Annotated in this window: 16 protein-coding genes; 3 read left to right on the forward strand and 13 right to left on the reverse strand. The window is 56.0% G+C overall.

Translation table 11 applies throughout. From position 1 onward, the window contains the following. Nucleotides 1-17: 17 nt before the first annotated feature. The 7 genes from MFP24_RS20360 to MFP24_RS20390 form a co-directional block, all read right to left on the reverse strand. Nucleotides 18-1565 carry a Fic family protein gene (locus MFP24_RS20360; RefSeq protein ID WP_249232090.1) on the reverse strand — a complete coding sequence of 516 codons (1548 nt, stop codon included), beginning with the start codon at nucleotides 1563-1565 and terminating at the stop codon, nucleotides 18-20. Nucleotides 1566-1798: 233 nt separating this feature from the next. Further along, complete coding sequence (locus MFP24_RS20365) at nucleotides 1799-2821, reverse strand: ROK family protein (protein ID WP_249232091.1); 1023 nt, start codon at nucleotides 2819-2821, stop codon at nucleotides 1799-1801. 77 nt (nucleotides 2822-2898) lie between these two features. After that, on the reverse strand, nucleotides 2899-3321 hold the full coding sequence (locus tag MFP24_RS20370) for an aconitase X swivel domain-containing protein (RefSeq protein ID WP_249232092.1): 423 nt from the start codon (nucleotides 3319-3321) through the stop codon (nucleotides 2899-2901). A gap of 1 nt (nucleotide 3322) precedes the next feature. Further along, nucleotides 3323-4558 (reverse strand): aconitase X, encoded by a 1236-nt coding sequence (locus MFP24_RS20375; RefSeq protein ID WP_249232183.1) that lies wholly within the window; start codon nucleotides 4556-4558, stop codon nucleotides 3323-3325. 36 nt (nucleotides 4559-4594) lie between these two features. Further along, entirely contained in the window at nucleotides 4595-5356 is a 762-nt protein-coding gene (locus MFP24_RS20380) for a GntR family transcriptional regulator (RefSeq protein ID WP_249232093.1), read from the reverse strand. 76 nt (nucleotides 5357-5432) lie between these two features. Continuing rightward, nucleotides 5433-6455, reverse strand: a complete 1023-nt coding sequence (locus tag MFP24_RS20385) for an ABC transporter substrate-binding protein (RefSeq protein WP_407062038.1) — start codon at nucleotides 6453-6455, stop codon at nucleotides 5433-5435. Between the two features lie 201 nt (nucleotides 6456-6656). Continuing rightward, complete coding sequence (locus MFP24_RS20390) at nucleotides 6657-7778, reverse strand: NADH:flavin oxidoreductase (RefSeq protein ID WP_249232094.1); 1122 nt, start codon at nucleotides 7776-7778, stop codon at nucleotides 6657-6659. Nucleotides 7779-7879: 101 nt separating this feature from the next. Between MFP24_RS20390 and MFP24_RS20395 the strand changes: the two genes are divergently transcribed. Next, complete coding sequence (locus MFP24_RS20395) at nucleotides 7880-8833, forward strand: LysR family transcriptional regulator (protein ID WP_249232095.1); 954 nt, start codon at nucleotides 7880-7882, stop codon at nucleotides 8831-8833. Here the strand turns inward: MFP24_RS20395 and MFP24_RS20400 are convergent, their stop codons facing one another. Next, nucleotides 8834-10048, reverse strand: coding sequence for an MFS transporter (locus tag MFP24_RS20400; protein WP_249232096.1), 1215 nt, complete (start codon nucleotides 10046-10048; stop codon nucleotides 8834-8836). Nucleotides 10049-10293: 245 nt separating this feature from the next. Here MFP24_RS20400 and MFP24_RS20405 point away from each other — a divergent pair, with 245 nt between their 5' ends. Next, nucleotides 10294-10644, forward strand: coding sequence for an ArsR/SmtB family transcription factor (locus MFP24_RS20405; protein ID WP_249232097.1), 351 nt, complete (start codon nucleotides 10294-10296; stop codon nucleotides 10642-10644). Between the two features lie 29 nt (nucleotides 10645-10673). On the opposite strand, the gene MFP24_RS20410 is transcribed toward MFP24_RS20405, so the two are convergent. From MFP24_RS20410 to MFP24_RS20425, 4 genes are all read right to left on the reverse strand, one after another. After that, complete coding sequence (locus tag MFP24_RS20410) at nucleotides 10674-12092, reverse strand: sensor histidine kinase (RefSeq protein ID WP_249232098.1); 1419 nt, start codon at nucleotides 12090-12092, stop codon at nucleotides 10674-10676. 75 nt (nucleotides 12093-12167) lie between these two features. After that, the gene (locus MFP24_RS20415; RefSeq protein ID WP_249232099.1) at nucleotides 12168-12845 is read right to left on the reverse strand and encodes a response regulator transcription factor; all 678 of its coding nucleotides are present in this window, start codon (nucleotides 12843-12845) and stop codon (nucleotides 12168-12170) included. 13 nt (nucleotides 12846-12858) lie between these two features. Then, nucleotides 12859-13674, reverse strand: a complete 816-nt coding sequence (locus MFP24_RS20420) for a MipA/OmpV family protein (protein ID WP_249232100.1) — start codon at nucleotides 13672-13674, stop codon at nucleotides 12859-12861. 363 nt (nucleotides 13675-14037) lie between these two features. Continuing rightward, a complete protein-coding gene (locus MFP24_RS20425) occupies nucleotides 14038-14940 on the reverse strand; it encodes an AraC family transcriptional regulator (protein WP_249232101.1) in 903 nt (300 codons plus the stop codon). A gap of 192 nt (nucleotides 14941-15132) precedes the next feature. Between MFP24_RS20425 and MFP24_RS20430 the strand changes: the two genes are divergently transcribed. Continuing rightward, the gene (locus tag MFP24_RS20430; protein WP_249232102.1) at nucleotides 15133-15528 is read left to right on the forward strand and encodes a VOC family protein; all 396 of its coding nucleotides are present in this window, start codon (nucleotides 15133-15135) and stop codon (nucleotides 15526-15528) included. 52 nt (nucleotides 15529-15580) lie between these two features. On the opposite strand, the gene MFP24_RS20435 is transcribed toward MFP24_RS20430, so the two are convergent. Beyond that, on the reverse strand, nucleotides 15581-16549 hold the full coding sequence (locus tag MFP24_RS20435) for a threonine ammonia-lyase (RefSeq protein WP_249232103.1): 969 nt from the start codon (nucleotides 16547-16549) through the stop codon (nucleotides 15581-15583). Nucleotides 16550-16718: the final 169 nt, after the last annotated feature.

A 16718-nucleotide genomic window follows, 5' to 3' on the forward strand; every position in this document is an offset into this window, starting at 1 on the left:
CGAAGCGCGCCCTGCGCTCAATACCCGATGGACCCGGAGTCATCACTATCCTCAAACGCCGATTGCACTGCCTTCACGACGCGAAGCGCCGTACGCTCGTCCTCCAGGCGCGGATACTCGGTCCTCAGATTGCCGGACACCCGCCAGCCGTTTTCCTTGATTGAGCGAATGATCCGGTTAGCATCCTGACTTGGCATCTCCATGACTTCCTTGAGGCGCTCTTGCGCGAGTCGAAAAGTCGCCAGCACCCTTGCCTCATCGGCCATCTCATGGCGGATCGTGTGCTCAATCACGCGCGCGGTGTAAAGCACGTGCTCGGTCAGATCCGGATAACGCCAGGCGAAACACGCGTCGTTATAGTCGTCAAAAATGAAATTGCTGCGGGTGCCATCCTCGCAGGTCACTACCTCGCCGAAGCGGTAAGCCGTCGCATAGCGACGCATAAAGGGACGCGAAAACACTTCAAGCGTGCGATAGTAACCCGCCCGAAAGTCGATAGAACTGGTGATGGTGGCCGACACCGGCAGAATGACGCCGTCAGGTACCGCCCCATCCCGCACCAGGATGTCGTTGATCAGGAAACGGTGGAGCCGGCCGTTGCCATCACTCATCGGATGAATGTAGACAAAAGAAAAAGCCAATACCGCAGCGCGTGCCGCAGACTCTGCTCCGCGCGTCGCGACCTCAAATACCTTGAGCCCCTCCAGCATACGCGCGACGTCCTCAAAGTGAGGGGCGATGTAATGTACAATATCTTCACGCATGGTGGCCTGCCCCACGAAGACAGGCGAGCGCCGCAGGCCCAATCCCAGGGCATCCCGTCCCAGAATGCCGGCTTGCAAGATCCGCAGGCTGTCGCTGCCCAACGGGTCTTCAATACGTCCGCTGTACTGGGCAATGACATGCGCAAACCGCTGGATGCGGTCGGTTTGGTCGGCCTCTTTTTCGATCAGGAAGCTCGCGCGGGACTCCTTGAACGTCAGCCAGCTTGCCGTGCGCATCAGCACGTCGGCGCCAAACGTTCGATCGAGTTCAGCCAGCGCCGCGGCGAAATCAAAACGCAGCGCCTCCTGAACCGCGGCGGTGCGACGAACCAGAGGGCAGAAAGCGGCGGTTCCCGGCAGATTATTATTGATCCGCCAGCGGCGCTCGCGCAGCGGTTCGCCCCGGGTGAGATAGTCCTGCGAGGAGATGGCATCGACATACCTGCCGTTGGTCAGGTCGGGCACGTCCAGCCGTTCTCCCGTCAGCCACTCGTACAGGAAACCGGCACGGCGTGCATACTGGCCGAAAGGCTCGCGTCGGCACCAGGCCGCGACAGGATCAGGGCCGACGACGGCAAACAGGCGAGCAAAGAACTCTAAGTGGATCTCTTCGTACTTGAGCCCGAACTCGAAATGCCCCGCAAATTCATCCGCCGGCCGGTAACTGGCCGGATATTGGTTATCTACTCGCCCGTCTTCGTCGCGGCGGACGCGCACCGCCCCAATCGTCGACTTGACGCGCAGCGGCTGTGCCAGCTCGACGCCGTAAAGACGTTCTAACACCTTGAAGCCAACCTGCATATAACAAGAATCCTTTATCCAAACCGCGAATATGATACTAAAACAATAAAACAACTTGAAAACGATACCATTTAAGCACCTAAAACGCTATCCCACCTTCAATTTTGATACCAAATGAAGATTTTTTAGCGAAAATGACACCTGGCAACCAGCCAGCGGGATGGACGGGTAAACGTCGCGGCCTTATCAATCCACGAAGCGCATGATAAAAAGCCGGCATCCTCATCGGCGCGTCAGGTGATAATCCTGTCGGTTATGGCGTCCGAGCTTATCTGCACCAGGCCGACCATACCGTAGTTGTAGCCGGCCTTGATATGATGAATTCGGATGGTGTTTATATGGCGGTTCGGGTTATCGATAATCAGCCGTTGCGTTAACGGAATAATCTCTTCGCCATAGTCTTCGAAGAGTTCGCCGGTAACGATAACGCACTTGATATTATGGATGGGCGCGGTGCAGCAGATGGCGAAATACAACGCATCCGCCGTTTTCAGCAGGGTCGCTTCCTTATTGCTCTCATCGACGAAAAACGCCTGCTCGATGCCCCCCGGATAGGGTAAGTGCACGATCTCGGGATAAAATCCATTATCGCCCAGCCCCAGCCGACCATTAATGCAGTAGCCGTATCCCAGGCTGCCGAACCCCGGCATAAAGGCAATCCATGACGCCGATCCGGGGCGCGTCTTTTCGAGCATGTAGCTTGTACAGTGCGCGATATTGATAATATTGCTCTGAATGCCGATCCTCTCTTCGAGCAGCGCTTGCAGATTAATATTTTCCTCGTTAAATATCGGACACCAGCGCACCAGCCCCGTGTGTTGCTCAATACCGCCCTGCAGCGCCAGGCTAAAGGTCAGAATATTTTCACGCGCCGCCGGCGCTTGTTCCGTCAGCGTATCGATCGTCTCCATGATGATGTCGCCCAATTGAGCGGGCGAGAGCAATCCCGTCAATGGGCGAGAACAGGCCGCCAGGGCCGGCCGGGTGGTATTAAAATCGTTTAGCGTGGCCTGAAATCCCGACTGGCGCAGCATCATATTGACGCTAAAAAAACGGCCGGGCGTGACGGCCAGCATTTGCTGCGGCCTGCCAAAGGAAATATCCTTTATTTCACGTTCTTCAATTAACCCCGATTGAATCAAAGAGGCGGTAATTTTCGTGATATATGCCTTGGTGATGCCAAGCTTTTTCGTCATTTCCGCCCGGGACTCGGATGTGCTGTGCAGTATATTCAGTACCTGTTTTTTGTAATCCATGCCTTGCCCCGGTATCAGCCAGTTTCAGTGAGCGATGTTATCACCAAATACCCCGCTCCCCTATTTGATAACCCGCGTTACCGGCGGTTATTGATAACGGTAATGGCGCGCCTTTGCGGATCGACGCGGACCCAGTCCCCCGTCGTCAGCACGGCGGCGGGATTCATATCCCACCCTTCGGTAATGGTGATATCGGCAAAGATAGCACCCTGCACCATCACCGGATTGGTGACGCCAAAGATCAACGCTCTGGGCGCAAATCCCTTTGCCTTGATGTCATAAAATGCCCACCCCGCAGCAATGCCTCCCTTGGCGCTGGGGAAAAAGAGGATCTTGTCACGGATGTTCATTCCTTCAAGCGCATGTCCCGGCCGGCTTATCACTCCGCTCCAGCGATCCAGGTCGTAACGCGGACTAAACCCCTCTGCGGAAATCAGCACTTCTCCCTCAACAACCCGTCCATAGGCGCGATTAACGCTAATTACGTTCACCCGCTTCATCTCAAACGCCCTCGGTGGCAATATCGACGCACTCCCTGGTGCAGCGCAAAATGGAATTAAACTTATGTGCCCTGATAATATTGGCCAGCTTGGCCGAGTTGGTGACAATATTGTGCCAGCCGTTCTGTTCGCGCATTTGCGGCAGATTTTGCAGGATATAAAAGCATACGCCCTCCATAATCAGCACTCCGGCCTCTTCCAGCGTTTGCAGATAGCCGAGTTGGCCCGCATGGCTTCTGACGCCGTTGCTGGTGGTAATAAACACCTGGGTATCCGACCTTACCCGTCGGCCGCGAAATAATTCGGCCAGATATTTCATCTCGTGCACGGACAACTGCGGAGCGGAAAAAACCACCAGATTCAGCGCCCGGCCGCCGCCGTCATAGCTGTCGTAGACGCTCTCGATATGCTGGCGGGTGATGCGCATCGTCTGTGCCGGCCGGTTGCCGCCAAATGCTTCATCAACGGTTCTGGCCTCCGGCGTAACGCCGACGATGTGGTACATGCCCATCGATCCGTACGACGCCAGCGACGCCCCCAGATGCTTAAGCTCATCCGATGAAATCTGGCGCTGAATGCCAGTGAAGACCGGAACGCTGAAATAATTCTGGTTCGCTTCTCCCACCAGTTTACCGATGACGCCCCAATCGGCCAGATCCTGCGGCGCAAAATCTATCTGCACATGCAAGTTTCCCTTGCGATGCACATCAAGATGAAAACCATACTCTGCCGTCCGTCCGGTAAGCGCCGCCGCCAGAGCGGCAGGTCCGGCCTCGAAATTACTGCGGGCGCCAAGAACCGAGTTGGCGTAAATCACTGTGCCGGTATCGCCCCAGGCGATATGTTCCCCGAAATGGGGCTGATATATCGTTTGATAATTGATACAGGTATCGACGGTTGTGATTTCCATATCGCGCAGCAGGCGGATCACCTGCGTCTCTTTGGCGACTTCGCGCGGATCCTGACGCAACCGGTCGGCCAAACGAAAATCCACGCAGCGGGCATTGGTGGATGTCGGACAGACGGCTTTTGCCGCGCCCGCCGCCGCCAGTTCCAGAAAGTTTTTTCCGGCATCGCCCAGCACTTCGATATCACCCATCATATGTACATTCGACACGGCGACAAAACGCCGCGCCCCCCAGAACTCGCCAATCGCCCGCTGCAACTTCAGCGCATCCTGCAAAACCGGGCCTCTTTCACCATTCAGCATGGCCTGTTCATCGAGGGTTAATTCCATCACGAGCTTCTCTCCGTGTAATATCAATAGCGATTTTCAACGTTGCCGAATCCGCGCCAACCGCATCGTTGAAGCGGTCATCCCGCTGACCTGCCACACAAACTCGTACTCTTCCGGACGGATAAGAAACTGGGTACGTTCAGCGATGCGGTTATCGGCCAGGCCGGAGGTGCGATACATCGACAGCAAGGGCGTGCCTGGCTTCAATTCCAGCAGCGTCGCGTGCGCATGACTGGCCTGTGTCAGACTGATGCTGATGTCGGCATACTCAATGGGTTGATGCAGAATTTCTGTGAATATCGAATAAATAGTATGGGTTGACGCCTGTTGGCGTTCGACAACATGGGCAATGGGATGCAGATAAGCATTGATCAATGCCAGAGGCTTATCATCAACGCGGTACAGCCGTTGCAGGAAAATCGCCCGATCGCCCGGCCAGTCGAGGTCTTTAACCCAGGCCCGCGGTAATATGTGGGGCCCGAACTCCAGCATTTCCGTTTCAGGATCGACCCCCGCCAGCACCAGCTCATCGTAAAAACCCCGTAACGCATTCATCTTGTGACGCAACCGCGGCCGAACAAGGAACGAACCACGGCCCCGGTGCCTTTCCACCAGCCCGTCCTGCACCAGCAGATCCAGCGCCTGGCGAACGGTTACCCGGCTGACGGCAAAACGTTCAATCAGTTTTGCCTCCGAAGGGAGACGCCCTGTCTCGCTATAGCAGCCATCGGCAATTTCGCGTTGCAACACGGCGGCGATTTGCTCATACATCGGGCAGGTATTTCCCTGGAATGGCATAGCGGCAAATCTCTTCATCATGGCGTGGCGACGAAACAGCGGTATGAAAAAATGGCGTTAACACTTAAATCGATAATCAACTGCCGTTTCTGTCGTGAATTTCAGGAAAAAAGTAATCACGCCAGGATTCAGGCTTATGTTTTATCTGCCCTACCCGGTGTAAAAACTGCAACAGCTTCAACGAGTTTTCGGGTACCACGGTAAAAGTCACGCTGGGATCTTCAACCACGTCCTCAACCAACGCGAGAGACAGGCGGGAACCGGTACCGCGCAGATAGGCCGCCGCGGCCGCTTTACGATCGGCGTTGATAATCGCCGCAGCATCCTCCAGCGCATGCAGAAAAGCCATATAGGTTTTAGGATTTTCATCATGAAATTTCTGCGTGCTCATCACCACGATGCCGGTCTGCGGCCCACCAAATATCTCATATGAATCAGCAACCTTATGGACATTTGGGTATTTCAGCGCTTCGTTCTGAAAGGGGGCGTTAGCGAAATGCGCGTTGATCTCCGAACCGCCGGCTATCAGCGCGGCGGAGGCATCCGGATGCGGTAAGGATACGGTTAAATGATCGAATCGTTTAAACTCCTTATCCCCGTACAATTGCGCCGCGGCGTATTGCAGCGTACGGGACTGCTGGGACACGAACACCGCCGGAACGGCTATCCGGTCTTTATCGCTGAAATCGGACAGGCTTTTTATCTGTGGATTATTCGATAAAAGAGTGTTTGGCATAGAACCAAGCGAGGCTATCGCCTTAACGCCCTGTTTGCCATATGTTCTATCCCACATGGTGAACATCGGCGCCAACCCTACCGATCCCACGTCAACGGCACCGGACAACAAGGCATTATTGACCGCGGCCCCGCCGGCAAGCTGCACCCACTCGACGTCGATTTTCAAACCTTGCGTCTCGCCACGCTTCTCTATCAGCCGTTGATCTTTAGCGACATGCAGCATCAGTTCATTAATGCCAAATTGATAAGCAATACGAATCCGGCCTTCGGCCCATGCCAGAGAAGCCAACAGCAATAGTGACGCGCCTGTTATCAGCAAAACGAAATGCTTGATCAATCTCATGGGGATGACGTTCCTCATATGCCTGCTCGTATGGAAACCAATGGATGCACTGACAATAATCGAGCGGCAACTGAGGTGGGAAATATCTTTTTCACCTAATCTTATTAAGGGCTTTAAGACATTTCGCCGCCATTCAGCCAAGTTGTATCATGGGGATTTATTTACCGGCCTGCGCCGCAGCAAGCAAATAGCGCAGATGCCGCGGTGCCGTGTCGCTCTTCAAAACAACGCCCGATCGAGAACCGCGGCATCATAGCCCCGCAGTTCGCTGAAACGTCCTTGCCGCACCTTGGCCGCCCAGTCGGGATCGGATAGTAAGGCCCGTCCAACGGCGATCAGGTCGAAATCGCCCGCCTTTATCCGTTCGACCACGCCCTGCAAATCCGCCGGCGTTGACGACGACGCGCCGGCGTCATCGCCGATATCAGCCTGCAATCCGACGCTGCCCACGGCAATCGCCGGCTTACCGGTGAGTTTTTGCGCCCAGCCGGCCAGTCCCAGCGGCGAGCCGGCAAAGGCCGGTTGCCGGAAACGCCGCGTGCTGGCGTGAAAGACATCGACGCCGGCGGCGGCAAGGGGTTTCAGAATGCGCCCCAGTTCCGCCGGCGTCTCGGCGATCCGCGCCTGGTAGTCGCGACGCTTGAACTGCGAAAAACGCAGCAAGACGGGGAAATCCGCGCTGACCGCCCGTCGCACCGCCTGAACCACCTGCAAAGTGAAGCGCAAGCGGTTCTCCAGGGATCCGCCATAGGCATCGGCCCGCGTGTTGCTGCCCGCCCATAGAAAGGTATCGAGCAGGAACTCATGAGCGGCATGGATTTCCACCCCGTCAAACCCCAACGCCTCCGCCTGTGCGGCCGCGCGGGCATAGGAAGCCGCCACGGCCGCGACCTCCTCTTCTGTCATCGCTTTCACCAGCAGCTGTCCGTTCTCGTCGCGAATATCCACCGGTCCGTAGCCCGGAACGCTCGGATCATGCGGCATGCCAGGCCGGCGCGCCGGCCCGCAATGCCAGAGCTGCGGAATAATACGACCGCCCGCGCCGTGTACGCCCTCGACCACGCGTCGCCAGCCCGCCAGGGCGGCGTGACCGAAAAAATCCGGGCCGTGCGGGAAAGCATTGGCGCCGGGATGATCGATAAAGGCGCCCTCGGTAATGATAAGCCCGACGCCCCCCTCGGCGCGGCGACGGTAGTAATCGGCGACGTCCTGGCCCGGTATGCCATCAGGCGAGCGCTGACGCGTCATCGGCGCCATCACGATGCGGTTGGGCAGCGTGATGCGACCGAGAGAAAACGGCTGAAACAAATCGCTAACGGAAGCGTGCGGAGCAACGATCATGGGAACCTCACAAAAGTTAACAGGCGCAATTACCTGCTACTAAAATGGAGCGCGCTAACGTATTCTTCAAATAGATGCGGTGTATTTGCGGAATCCATAGGATGAATATCAACACTCTCGACCTCAATTTACTCAAGGCGCTGGACGCGCTGCTGGCTGAGCCCAGCGTATCCGGCGCGGCGCAGCGTCTGGGCCTGAGCCAGCCGGCGACCAGCGCCGCGCTGGCGAGGCTGCGCCATGCGCTGGGCGATCCGCTGCTGGTTCGGCGCGGCAACGCCATGGTGCGCACGGCGCGGGCCGAAGAACTCAAACCCCGCATCGCGGAATTGCTCGACGAGATTGCCCGCACCTTCGCCCCGCGCGATGCTTTTGATCCCGCCACCAGCACGCGCCATCTGCGCATTCTCGCCAACGATTATGCGACGCTGGTGGTGCTCACCCCGCTGGCCAGGCGCCTGCGCGAACGCGCGCCGGGCCTGCTGCTGGAAATCCTGCCCTTCGACCGCCACTTCGAAGAGCGTTTCGCCGCGCGAGAAGCCGACCTGGTGGTCGGCGATGGCGATAGCCTGCGCGGCTACCGTCACGCACAGGTGCTGTTCACCGAGCATTACCTGTCGTTGGTGCGCGCCGGGCATCCCCGTCTCGGGCAAGACGAGGTCACGCTGGATGGCTTCCTTGCCGAGGATCATGCGTTAGTGTCAAGCCGTGGACGCGTGGCGGGCGTCGTGGACAAACCGCTGGCGGCGCTGGGCCGCAGCCGTCGTGTGGTACTGACCTTTCCCCACTTTCTGGTGGCCCCGGCCGTGGTTTCCCATACCGATCTGGTTATGACCGTACCCGAGTGCATCGCCCACAGCTTTGCCGAGAGCTACGATTTGCGGCTATTCGAGCCTCCCGTCGACGCGGCGCCTTTCGACGTGGCTTTCGCCTGGCCGGCGCGCAGCGTGGCCGATCCGGCGATACGGTGGCTGCGACAGCAGTTGGAGGAGACCGCCACGGCGCTACGCCAGCAGTGTCAGAAAAGCCATCAGCGAAACGCCATTCCCTTTCAGTAATCAGGATGGGTCATCGCTACTTTGCGCCGGATACGGTACGTCTCTAAGGCTGTTGAAGATAAAGAAACCGCCGACGCCGGCTGCCAGACTCAGGATTAGCGCAAACAGAGCCGCGCCGTTGGTCAATCCGAACAGGTCGATGGCGTAGCCGGCGGCGACGGGCAGCAGACAGGCCGGCAGGTATCCGCCGATATTCAGCACCGCATTCGCTTCAGCGCGACGCCCATCAGCGACGTGCAGTCCGATTAACGTTAGCCCGCCCAACTGCCCTAATCCCTGCCCTACTCCGGCGAACAGCGCGGCCAGAATTAATACACCGGCAAGCGAAGCCTGCACGGCGAGGGTCAGGCTCGCCATGGCGGCTATCGTCGCCAGCGTGCTCGTCAGAAAAATCGACCGCACCTTCCATTGGCGCACCATAAACTGTACCCCCGTCGCCGTGAGAAACATGGCGCAAGCCATGCCCCCCGCGACCATCGGGCTGCTGACATCCAGCAAGCGGGATAACAATGACGGCCCCAGCGCCAGCATAAAGGACGTCGCGGTAATGCCCGGACCGAAGGTGCCGATGCCGTAGAGCAGATGGCGGCGATTATCCGCGGGAACCGTCGGCAGTCGCAGTCGTAAGGGTTTCCGCTCCAGACGCGGCGCGGCCCGCAGCGGCAGTAAAAACAGGATGATAAGCGCACTGAGCAGAACGGCGAACTCCACGCCAAAAATCGGTATAACGGGCGACGTTTGCCATTGCGCTATCGTTCCGGCCAGCAGCGGACCCAGACCGGCACCCAGCACCATCGACACCGACGCCAGCAAAGCGGCCTGCCGCCTGCGATCGGCGCCGCCCAGATCGCTGACCGCCGCCATTCCCGCGGTGACCACCGTTCCGACGGCAATCCCGGACAACAAGCGGGCTATCGCCAAAAACGTCACCGACTGCGCGACGGAGAACAGCGCGCAGGCCATCAGCGCAGCCAGCAAACCGGGGATCAGCATCATTTTTCGCCCGTAGCGATCGGATAACTGCCCCGCTATCAGTAAAGTGCCCAGCAGGCCGGCAATGTAGCAAGCGAATATCACCGCCAGCGTGCCGGTGGAAAAATTGAGCGATTGCTGCCAGTGAACATAAAGCGGCGTGGGCGAGTTCGACAATATAAATACCGCCGTGACCACCCATGCGGCGCTCGCCATCAGCGCCGGCGAAGTACGTCCCGTCATTGGCTGCCTCCTTGCCGTGGTAAGTCATGACCGGGACGGCGGGGAGCGAGCTCATGCTCCGTGACCTTTTCCCCGGCAGAATTTACCGCTGAGGGGGCCAGATCGCGCTGAGCAATGACGAGTAAATTCAGAGAAAAAGACATAGCCTTATCCTGTACGATTTTTTTCGAACTATAGCATGTTCGAAAAAATTCGTACAAGTGCTATGATGTACCGTAGTTATTCACCAACCCTAGCGTTTACTGATGAAAATAGATGAACCCACCGATTTGCCGACGCCGTTGCCGGAACCCGCGGTCAGGGATTTAAAGCTGGAAACGCTGTTTGCCGCACTGGCCGATCCGTTACGCCTGACCATCATCCGCAAACTGATGCTGGAGTCGGACGCCTACGACCATCCCTGCGGCTGGTTCGGTTTTAATCGTCCGAAATCAACGTTGACCCATCATTTTAAAACGCTGCGCGAAGCGGGTTTGATTCGCCAACGCCAATATGGATTGGAGCGACGCAGCCGGTTGCGCCGGGAAGATATCGAAGAACGTTTCCCCGGCCTGCTGGCCTTGATCGAGCATTGGCCGTTGCCCGACGATCGGTAGCAAAAACGCCGGCGAGATTCAGGGCTGAGTCAGTTTCGCTTAGTGTGGGGAGGCAAATGAATCATGACCGCAACACCCCTGGCAAGGTTTTGTAGCGTGATTTTCCAGTGATGCGCGTTGGCGATTTCTTTGCAGATAGCCAGCCCCAGCCCGCTAGCTTCGGGCGAGGCATTCGGCCCGCGCCAAAACCGGTCGAACAGGAAAGGCAAATCGTCCGGGCGAATACCCGGTCCGCTATCCTGAATGCGGAAGGCGCTTTCAGTCACGGTAATAATAACGGCACCGTTTGGCGGAGAGACATTGATGGCGTTATCAATGATATTTTTCAATAAAATAAATAAAGCGCTTTTATCCGCATCAACCCTGGACAAGGGCTCTGCCGCACGGACGGTTAATTCAACCTTGCGGCGTTCTGCTTTCTGACGTAGATAGCCGATCGCTTCCTGGATGACCGCGAGCCTGTCGGTCCTGGCAAAATGATAATTTTGCGATTCGCTCAATTCCGCCAATTGCAAAAGTTGCCTTACCTGCCTTGCCATAAAGTCAATATCACGTAACAACAGCGCCTTATCGTTAATATCCGGATGGAGTTCTATTTGCGCTCGTAACAGAGTGAGAGGGGTCTTCAACTCATGCGCGGCGGCCCCTAAAAATTCCTGCTGCGCGATAAATCCTTTTTCTAATCGTTCGAGCACGTCATTGAATGCAACGATTAATGGTTTGATTTCGTTTGGTATATCTTTGCCGTCTAACCGTGTCCGCAGGTTAGCGGGGGTGATTGACATCGCCGCCTGCGAAGCGCTTTTCAGCGGTCGAAGTACCCACCTTATGGTAAATGGGAACGTTAGCCCAAAGCCGATAACAGCGATCAAAATAGTCACCCCGATGATTTTCGGAATAGGCTTCAGTTTAAGATCCACCGCCACTTCACCGAAGGCGTTGCTGGTTAGGGTTTGAACATAGAACAAACGATCGCCGCGGCTTAACTTCAGCGTAAAGAGATCATAAAGCTGATGGTTGAGCATGATCTGCTGGTGAACGCCCACCGAATCACTCGGTGATTTATTACCCCAGGAGAGAACATGGTCTGCGTTGGAAGCGAGGAGTATATTTTCGCGTTCATCCACTACGCGATACATTATCTCCGTCGGCGCGACATCAAATAACCAGTCCGTCCGGCTATCCAGTTTTACCGCCGCCGGCTGCCCGCTTTGATCAAATTGCAGTCCGGAAACGACGCTCTCTGCGGTGCGCTGATTGTCGTCCATTTGCCACAGTTCAAGTGGCGATTGACTGAATACGTAAAGGACGATCATGGTGATGGCGACCAGGCTGACCGACAAAACCACAATACTGACCAGCCATAACCTGAATGACAGGCTGCGGGTAAAGTCGTTGAAGATTTTTTGGGGTGCCCAACGCGCCATCATTTCATGTTCCATAATCATGGGCCGCGCATTTGCGCAAGGATTGACAAATTCAGCGGCGTTTCAAGACGATTGTCGATCCCATCTCGCACAGAGTCAGATCAGACTACGCAGGGCAAAACCGACTCCGCGGATATTCACGATTTTCGCCATAATGCCGGCGCCGCCCATTTTCTTGCGCAATCGGTAAACCGCCACCTCCAGGGCATTCGGCGTCACCGCGTCCGCCACTCCCCACGCGGCATGCTCTAGCGCGGCATGGCGCACAATTTGTCCCCTTGCCTTTAACAAAGCCAGCATGATTTGCAATTCCGTCGGCGCCAACAACACCGCTTCATTCTCACAGCGCAGCATCTGGTCCTGCGGATCCAGGGTCATATTGGCGAAAGCCAACGTTAATGGGGTCGTTTCAGTTGGACGACGCAGCAGAGAACGGACTCGCGCCACCAGCTCACTCACGGCAAACGGTTTAGTCACATAGTCGTCGGCGCCGCTTTCCAGACCGTCGATGCGATCGTGTAACGCATCGCGCGCGGTCACCATAAGGCAAGGAGTCATGTGCCCCGAAGCACGATAATTTCTTAGAAAAGTCAAACCGTCGCCATCAGGTAAACCCCGATCGATAATCAGCACGTCATAGCCGGCCTGTACCAACCCATATTTTGCCTGTGACAGGGAAGCAAAAATGTCCGTTTCTATTCCCACTTTTGATAAGGCCGACCCGACCATTTCCGCGAGACGGCGGTTATCCTCAATCAGCGCAACGCGTGGCATAGATTTACCCAACTCAAAATTGATAGAGGTAACCCAGTGTAACCTTTGGAACTGTGGAACTATCCACCAACGGACTGTCTTTAATCCCGCTTCCTAAACGAGTTACGCCGGCATCCAGATGTAAACGTTGATGTTCAGTGAGGGTATAACCGATCCTTACCCCGGCGGACAGATTGTATGTTGATTCCCCCTCATAGGCGCGGCGGCCCGGCCTAGCTTCTGCATCCCTTACTCCGTAGTAGTATTCAACATATTTGCCGTTAAACCATGCCGCTCTGGCATAGGGAGCCAGCGTCACCTTGCCGTAATCGAATTGTTTGGTGAAACCGAGCAATGCTCTCTGCCCTTTATTGCCGGCCGTCAGGTAATTGGCATACAGGGTGCCGAAATCCGTGCGCCATGCCACCGAAGGGCCGCCCCAAAATCCACCGCGCCGTTTCTGCATGCCGTCCAGTATGTCGGCATCAGACTCTTCATACCCCTCGCCCATCGCATACTCGCCATGCAACGCCAACTCTACGTTACCCCAATTGCCTACTTTAACGTCGAGATTATTGCCGTACAAACTTAGCCATTTATTTTCAAAATAGACCAGGGGAAAGGGACTCACCTCCGAACCATACCCTTTATAGGGCGGTTTTTGGTAACTGACGCCGCCGCCGAGCCCCCACTTCGTCTCGTTGGGCGTATCGCTTAACCAGATAAAACCTGAATCACTGGCCGCAAGTCCGGAAACGGGTTCAGCAGCGGCATGCAATAAAGCTGAATGACAAAAGGCCAGGACGAGGAAGATCCCCCGGGAACAGAGGTGTCTGAAAGCATGTTTCACAGTGATTCCTTAACATTCGTGGTAAATCAGGAATTCATGTTATGGCTTACCGGCTTACCGCAAACTTACCGCGGCGAAACAGGTTGGTGGCAGCTATAGGGTCACCCAGAGGAGCGGTCCAGCTTTCATACTGCGCCGTCAGGCATTGAAAGACGATGAGGATGGAGATGGGCGCGTGACCCGGAGCGGCGGGGGCTCTCGTCCTATGCGTGCCTTGGACACGCGCAGGGCAAGCTGATTTTTCGAGGTGCCGTAACAATAGCGAGGCTATAGCCAAGATCCTTTTCACAACTGCCGAGCATGCCTCCCTCAATGGTGCAAACAGCGCTACGGCATTAAACCTTTCGGGCCTTATCTTTTCGTTCACGACGGCGCCTGGTTTTTCTCTCCGCTGCGTGCGATTCGACGCAGATCCACTGACGGCGGCAGGCCAAACAGCCGCGCATATTCCCGGCTGAACTGGGTATGGCTTTGATAACCGACGGACAGGGCGATGGTGGTGATATTTGCGCTCCCGGTCGCCAGTTTCGTCCGCGCCTGCATCAAGCGGATGCGTTTTTGATACTGAAGGGGGCTGAGCGCGGTAATGGCGCGAAAGTGGCGATGAAACGCCGAGACGCTCAGCGCGGCCATCGCCGCCAGTTCCTCAATCCTCACCGTCTGCATATAGTTCTGTTTTATCCAGTTGACCACGGCGTAAATGCGCGACAAATGCGTGTCCGGCGTGGCGATATCCCGCAGCATCCAGCCGAGCGGCCCCTGAAAAACGCGGAACAGGATTTCTCGTTCATAGGCGGGAGCCAGCGCGGCGATTTCATCCGGCTTATTTATCAGACGCAACAGGCGCAGCCAGGCATCAAGCAATTCCGGCGTTACCGGGGCCACGGAAAACCCTGTGTTGTAAAGCGACGGGGAACTGGCTTCCGGCAAGCCGGACAGCAGGTCGGCGATAATTTCCGGCGCCGGCGTCAGGCTGACGGCAAGATAGGGGGCGCCGGTCTGCACATCGGCATAAATTTTACCGACGGCCGGTAAATCCACCGACATAACAAAATAGGTCGCCGGATTGTAGCGGTATGTTCTGTCTCCCACCGTCATGCTTTTCGATCCGGTCAGGATCAGGTTAATCATCGGTTGATAAACGGCGGACAGCCGATGTTCAGGGATTTCCCCCTGAACCATCGCGACGCGCGGGATACCCGTTTCAGTACGCTGATTCCCGGCTCCGGCAGCCAGAGCGCGCAATTCTTGCAGCTGATTTTCCATGGCCGATTAGTAGCATGGCTGGCAGAGGCTAACAAGAGAAAAGCAGAATCAGGCAACTTTCGAAGAGGATTGCATGAGCCGCGGCAAACGGCAGCGCCTATCCTTTAGGTCTGCCCTGCCAATCCCGGAACTCTGTATGCGCACTGTTCCGATAACCGCAGGCGGTTACAGGATCTGAAAAAGGGAACCATCATGCTTGACCATATCTTTCTGATGGTGAGCGATATCGATCGCGCCATTGCATTCTATTCTCAGGCGCTGACTCCGCTTGGGATTACTGACCGTCTTAAATACGACGGCGCCAATGGTCCCGCCGGACATCCGGATCTGGAGGGCTTCGGCGCCGATGGGCGGATGTTTTTCTGGCTGAGAAAAGGACAACCTGCTCCCGGCGCCGTACATATCGGGTTCGCGGCGGACTCTCGGCAGAAGGTAAACCAGGCTTATCACGCCGCGCTCGCCGCCGGCGCCGCGTCCATTCATGTTCCCGGTCCACAGCTTCATTATGACCCTGAGTATTACGCCGCACAGGTTACCGACCCGGACGGATACAGCCTTGAGTTTGTCTATAAGCGCTGGCAGCACTGATGAAAAAAATAACGATTTATGGCGGGCGGAATGAGGGCTATATCGTTCAAAATCAGGCTTTCTGCCTGAAGGAAATCCATTTATTCATCTCCTGATATGAAATATTTCCCCCGCAAACGACGAGCCCGATAACCGCACTCTCGGAAATTCTCGTCGAGATCGCGGCAGCGGCCGGCAAAAGTGCCCCAGATGCAAGCTCAACCCACTGTTTGGCCGTTTCGCCGAAAGAAATCATACCGTTGATGGCATCGTCATCAGAAACCACTACGATTTCCTCAACATAACGCTGCGCGTGGGCAAGCATCAGTTCATCGATGACTGGCACGCCAAGCGTTGAAATGATGGAACTGATATCGATTTTAGTCGGCTTTCCGGCTTGCAAAGCCTGATACATGGAACTGGCGCCGGCAGTTTCCACCCCCCAGACCCTAATCTCGGGTTTGATGGATTTCAATGCAGTAGCCACGCCTGCCAGCATGGCTCCGCCGCCAACGGCAACAATAACATCGGTCAATGAAGGACAATCGGCAATAAACTCAAGCCCAAGCGTCCCATGCCCTTCGGCTATGAGCGTATCGCGGCAGTCGTCTATTACCCGATATCCTTTTTCTTCAAGCGCCCTGGCGCGGGCAAATGCAGAATTGACATCGTTTTCTACAATCACCACGCTGCCGGTATCGCGAATCCTTTTAATTGATGACGATGGCGCGCTCTGCGGCATGATGACGGTGACATCGGCCCCAAAAGTCCTCGCTGCCTCCCCGATTGCGATACCGAAATTTCCGCCACTTACTGCGACGAATTTAGCCCCGAGCATATCTTTTCCCAAAGCCGAAAACAGATTGAGCACGCCGCGGGCCTTGAACGACCCACCGATTTGCAAGTTTTCGAGCTTAAGATAAACGGTTCGTTGTAACTTATCCGTCAATGCCGGGCAAAACACGGTCGGAGTCCGAATCACCGCTCCGCGTAGCCGCTCAGCAGCCTCATCTATGGAGCTGGGACTCATAAAATTAATCATCGGAATCTGGCTCTTGTCAGTGGATTCACCCTACGCTGAGTAAAAGTTAAACTATCGTAGCTAAATTCTGCAACAGATGTTTTGCATTAACGACTGGTGCGACAAATCGTTTATCTCAGGGAACACATCAGCATAAGTGGCACAGCACCGATGTGCTATTCGACGTGGG

Origin of the sequence: Brenneria tiliae (assembly GCF_023347575.1) — a bacterium.
Taxonomy (GTDB): domain Bacteria; phylum Pseudomonadota; class Gammaproteobacteria; order Enterobacterales; family Enterobacteriaceae; genus Brenneria; species Brenneria corticis.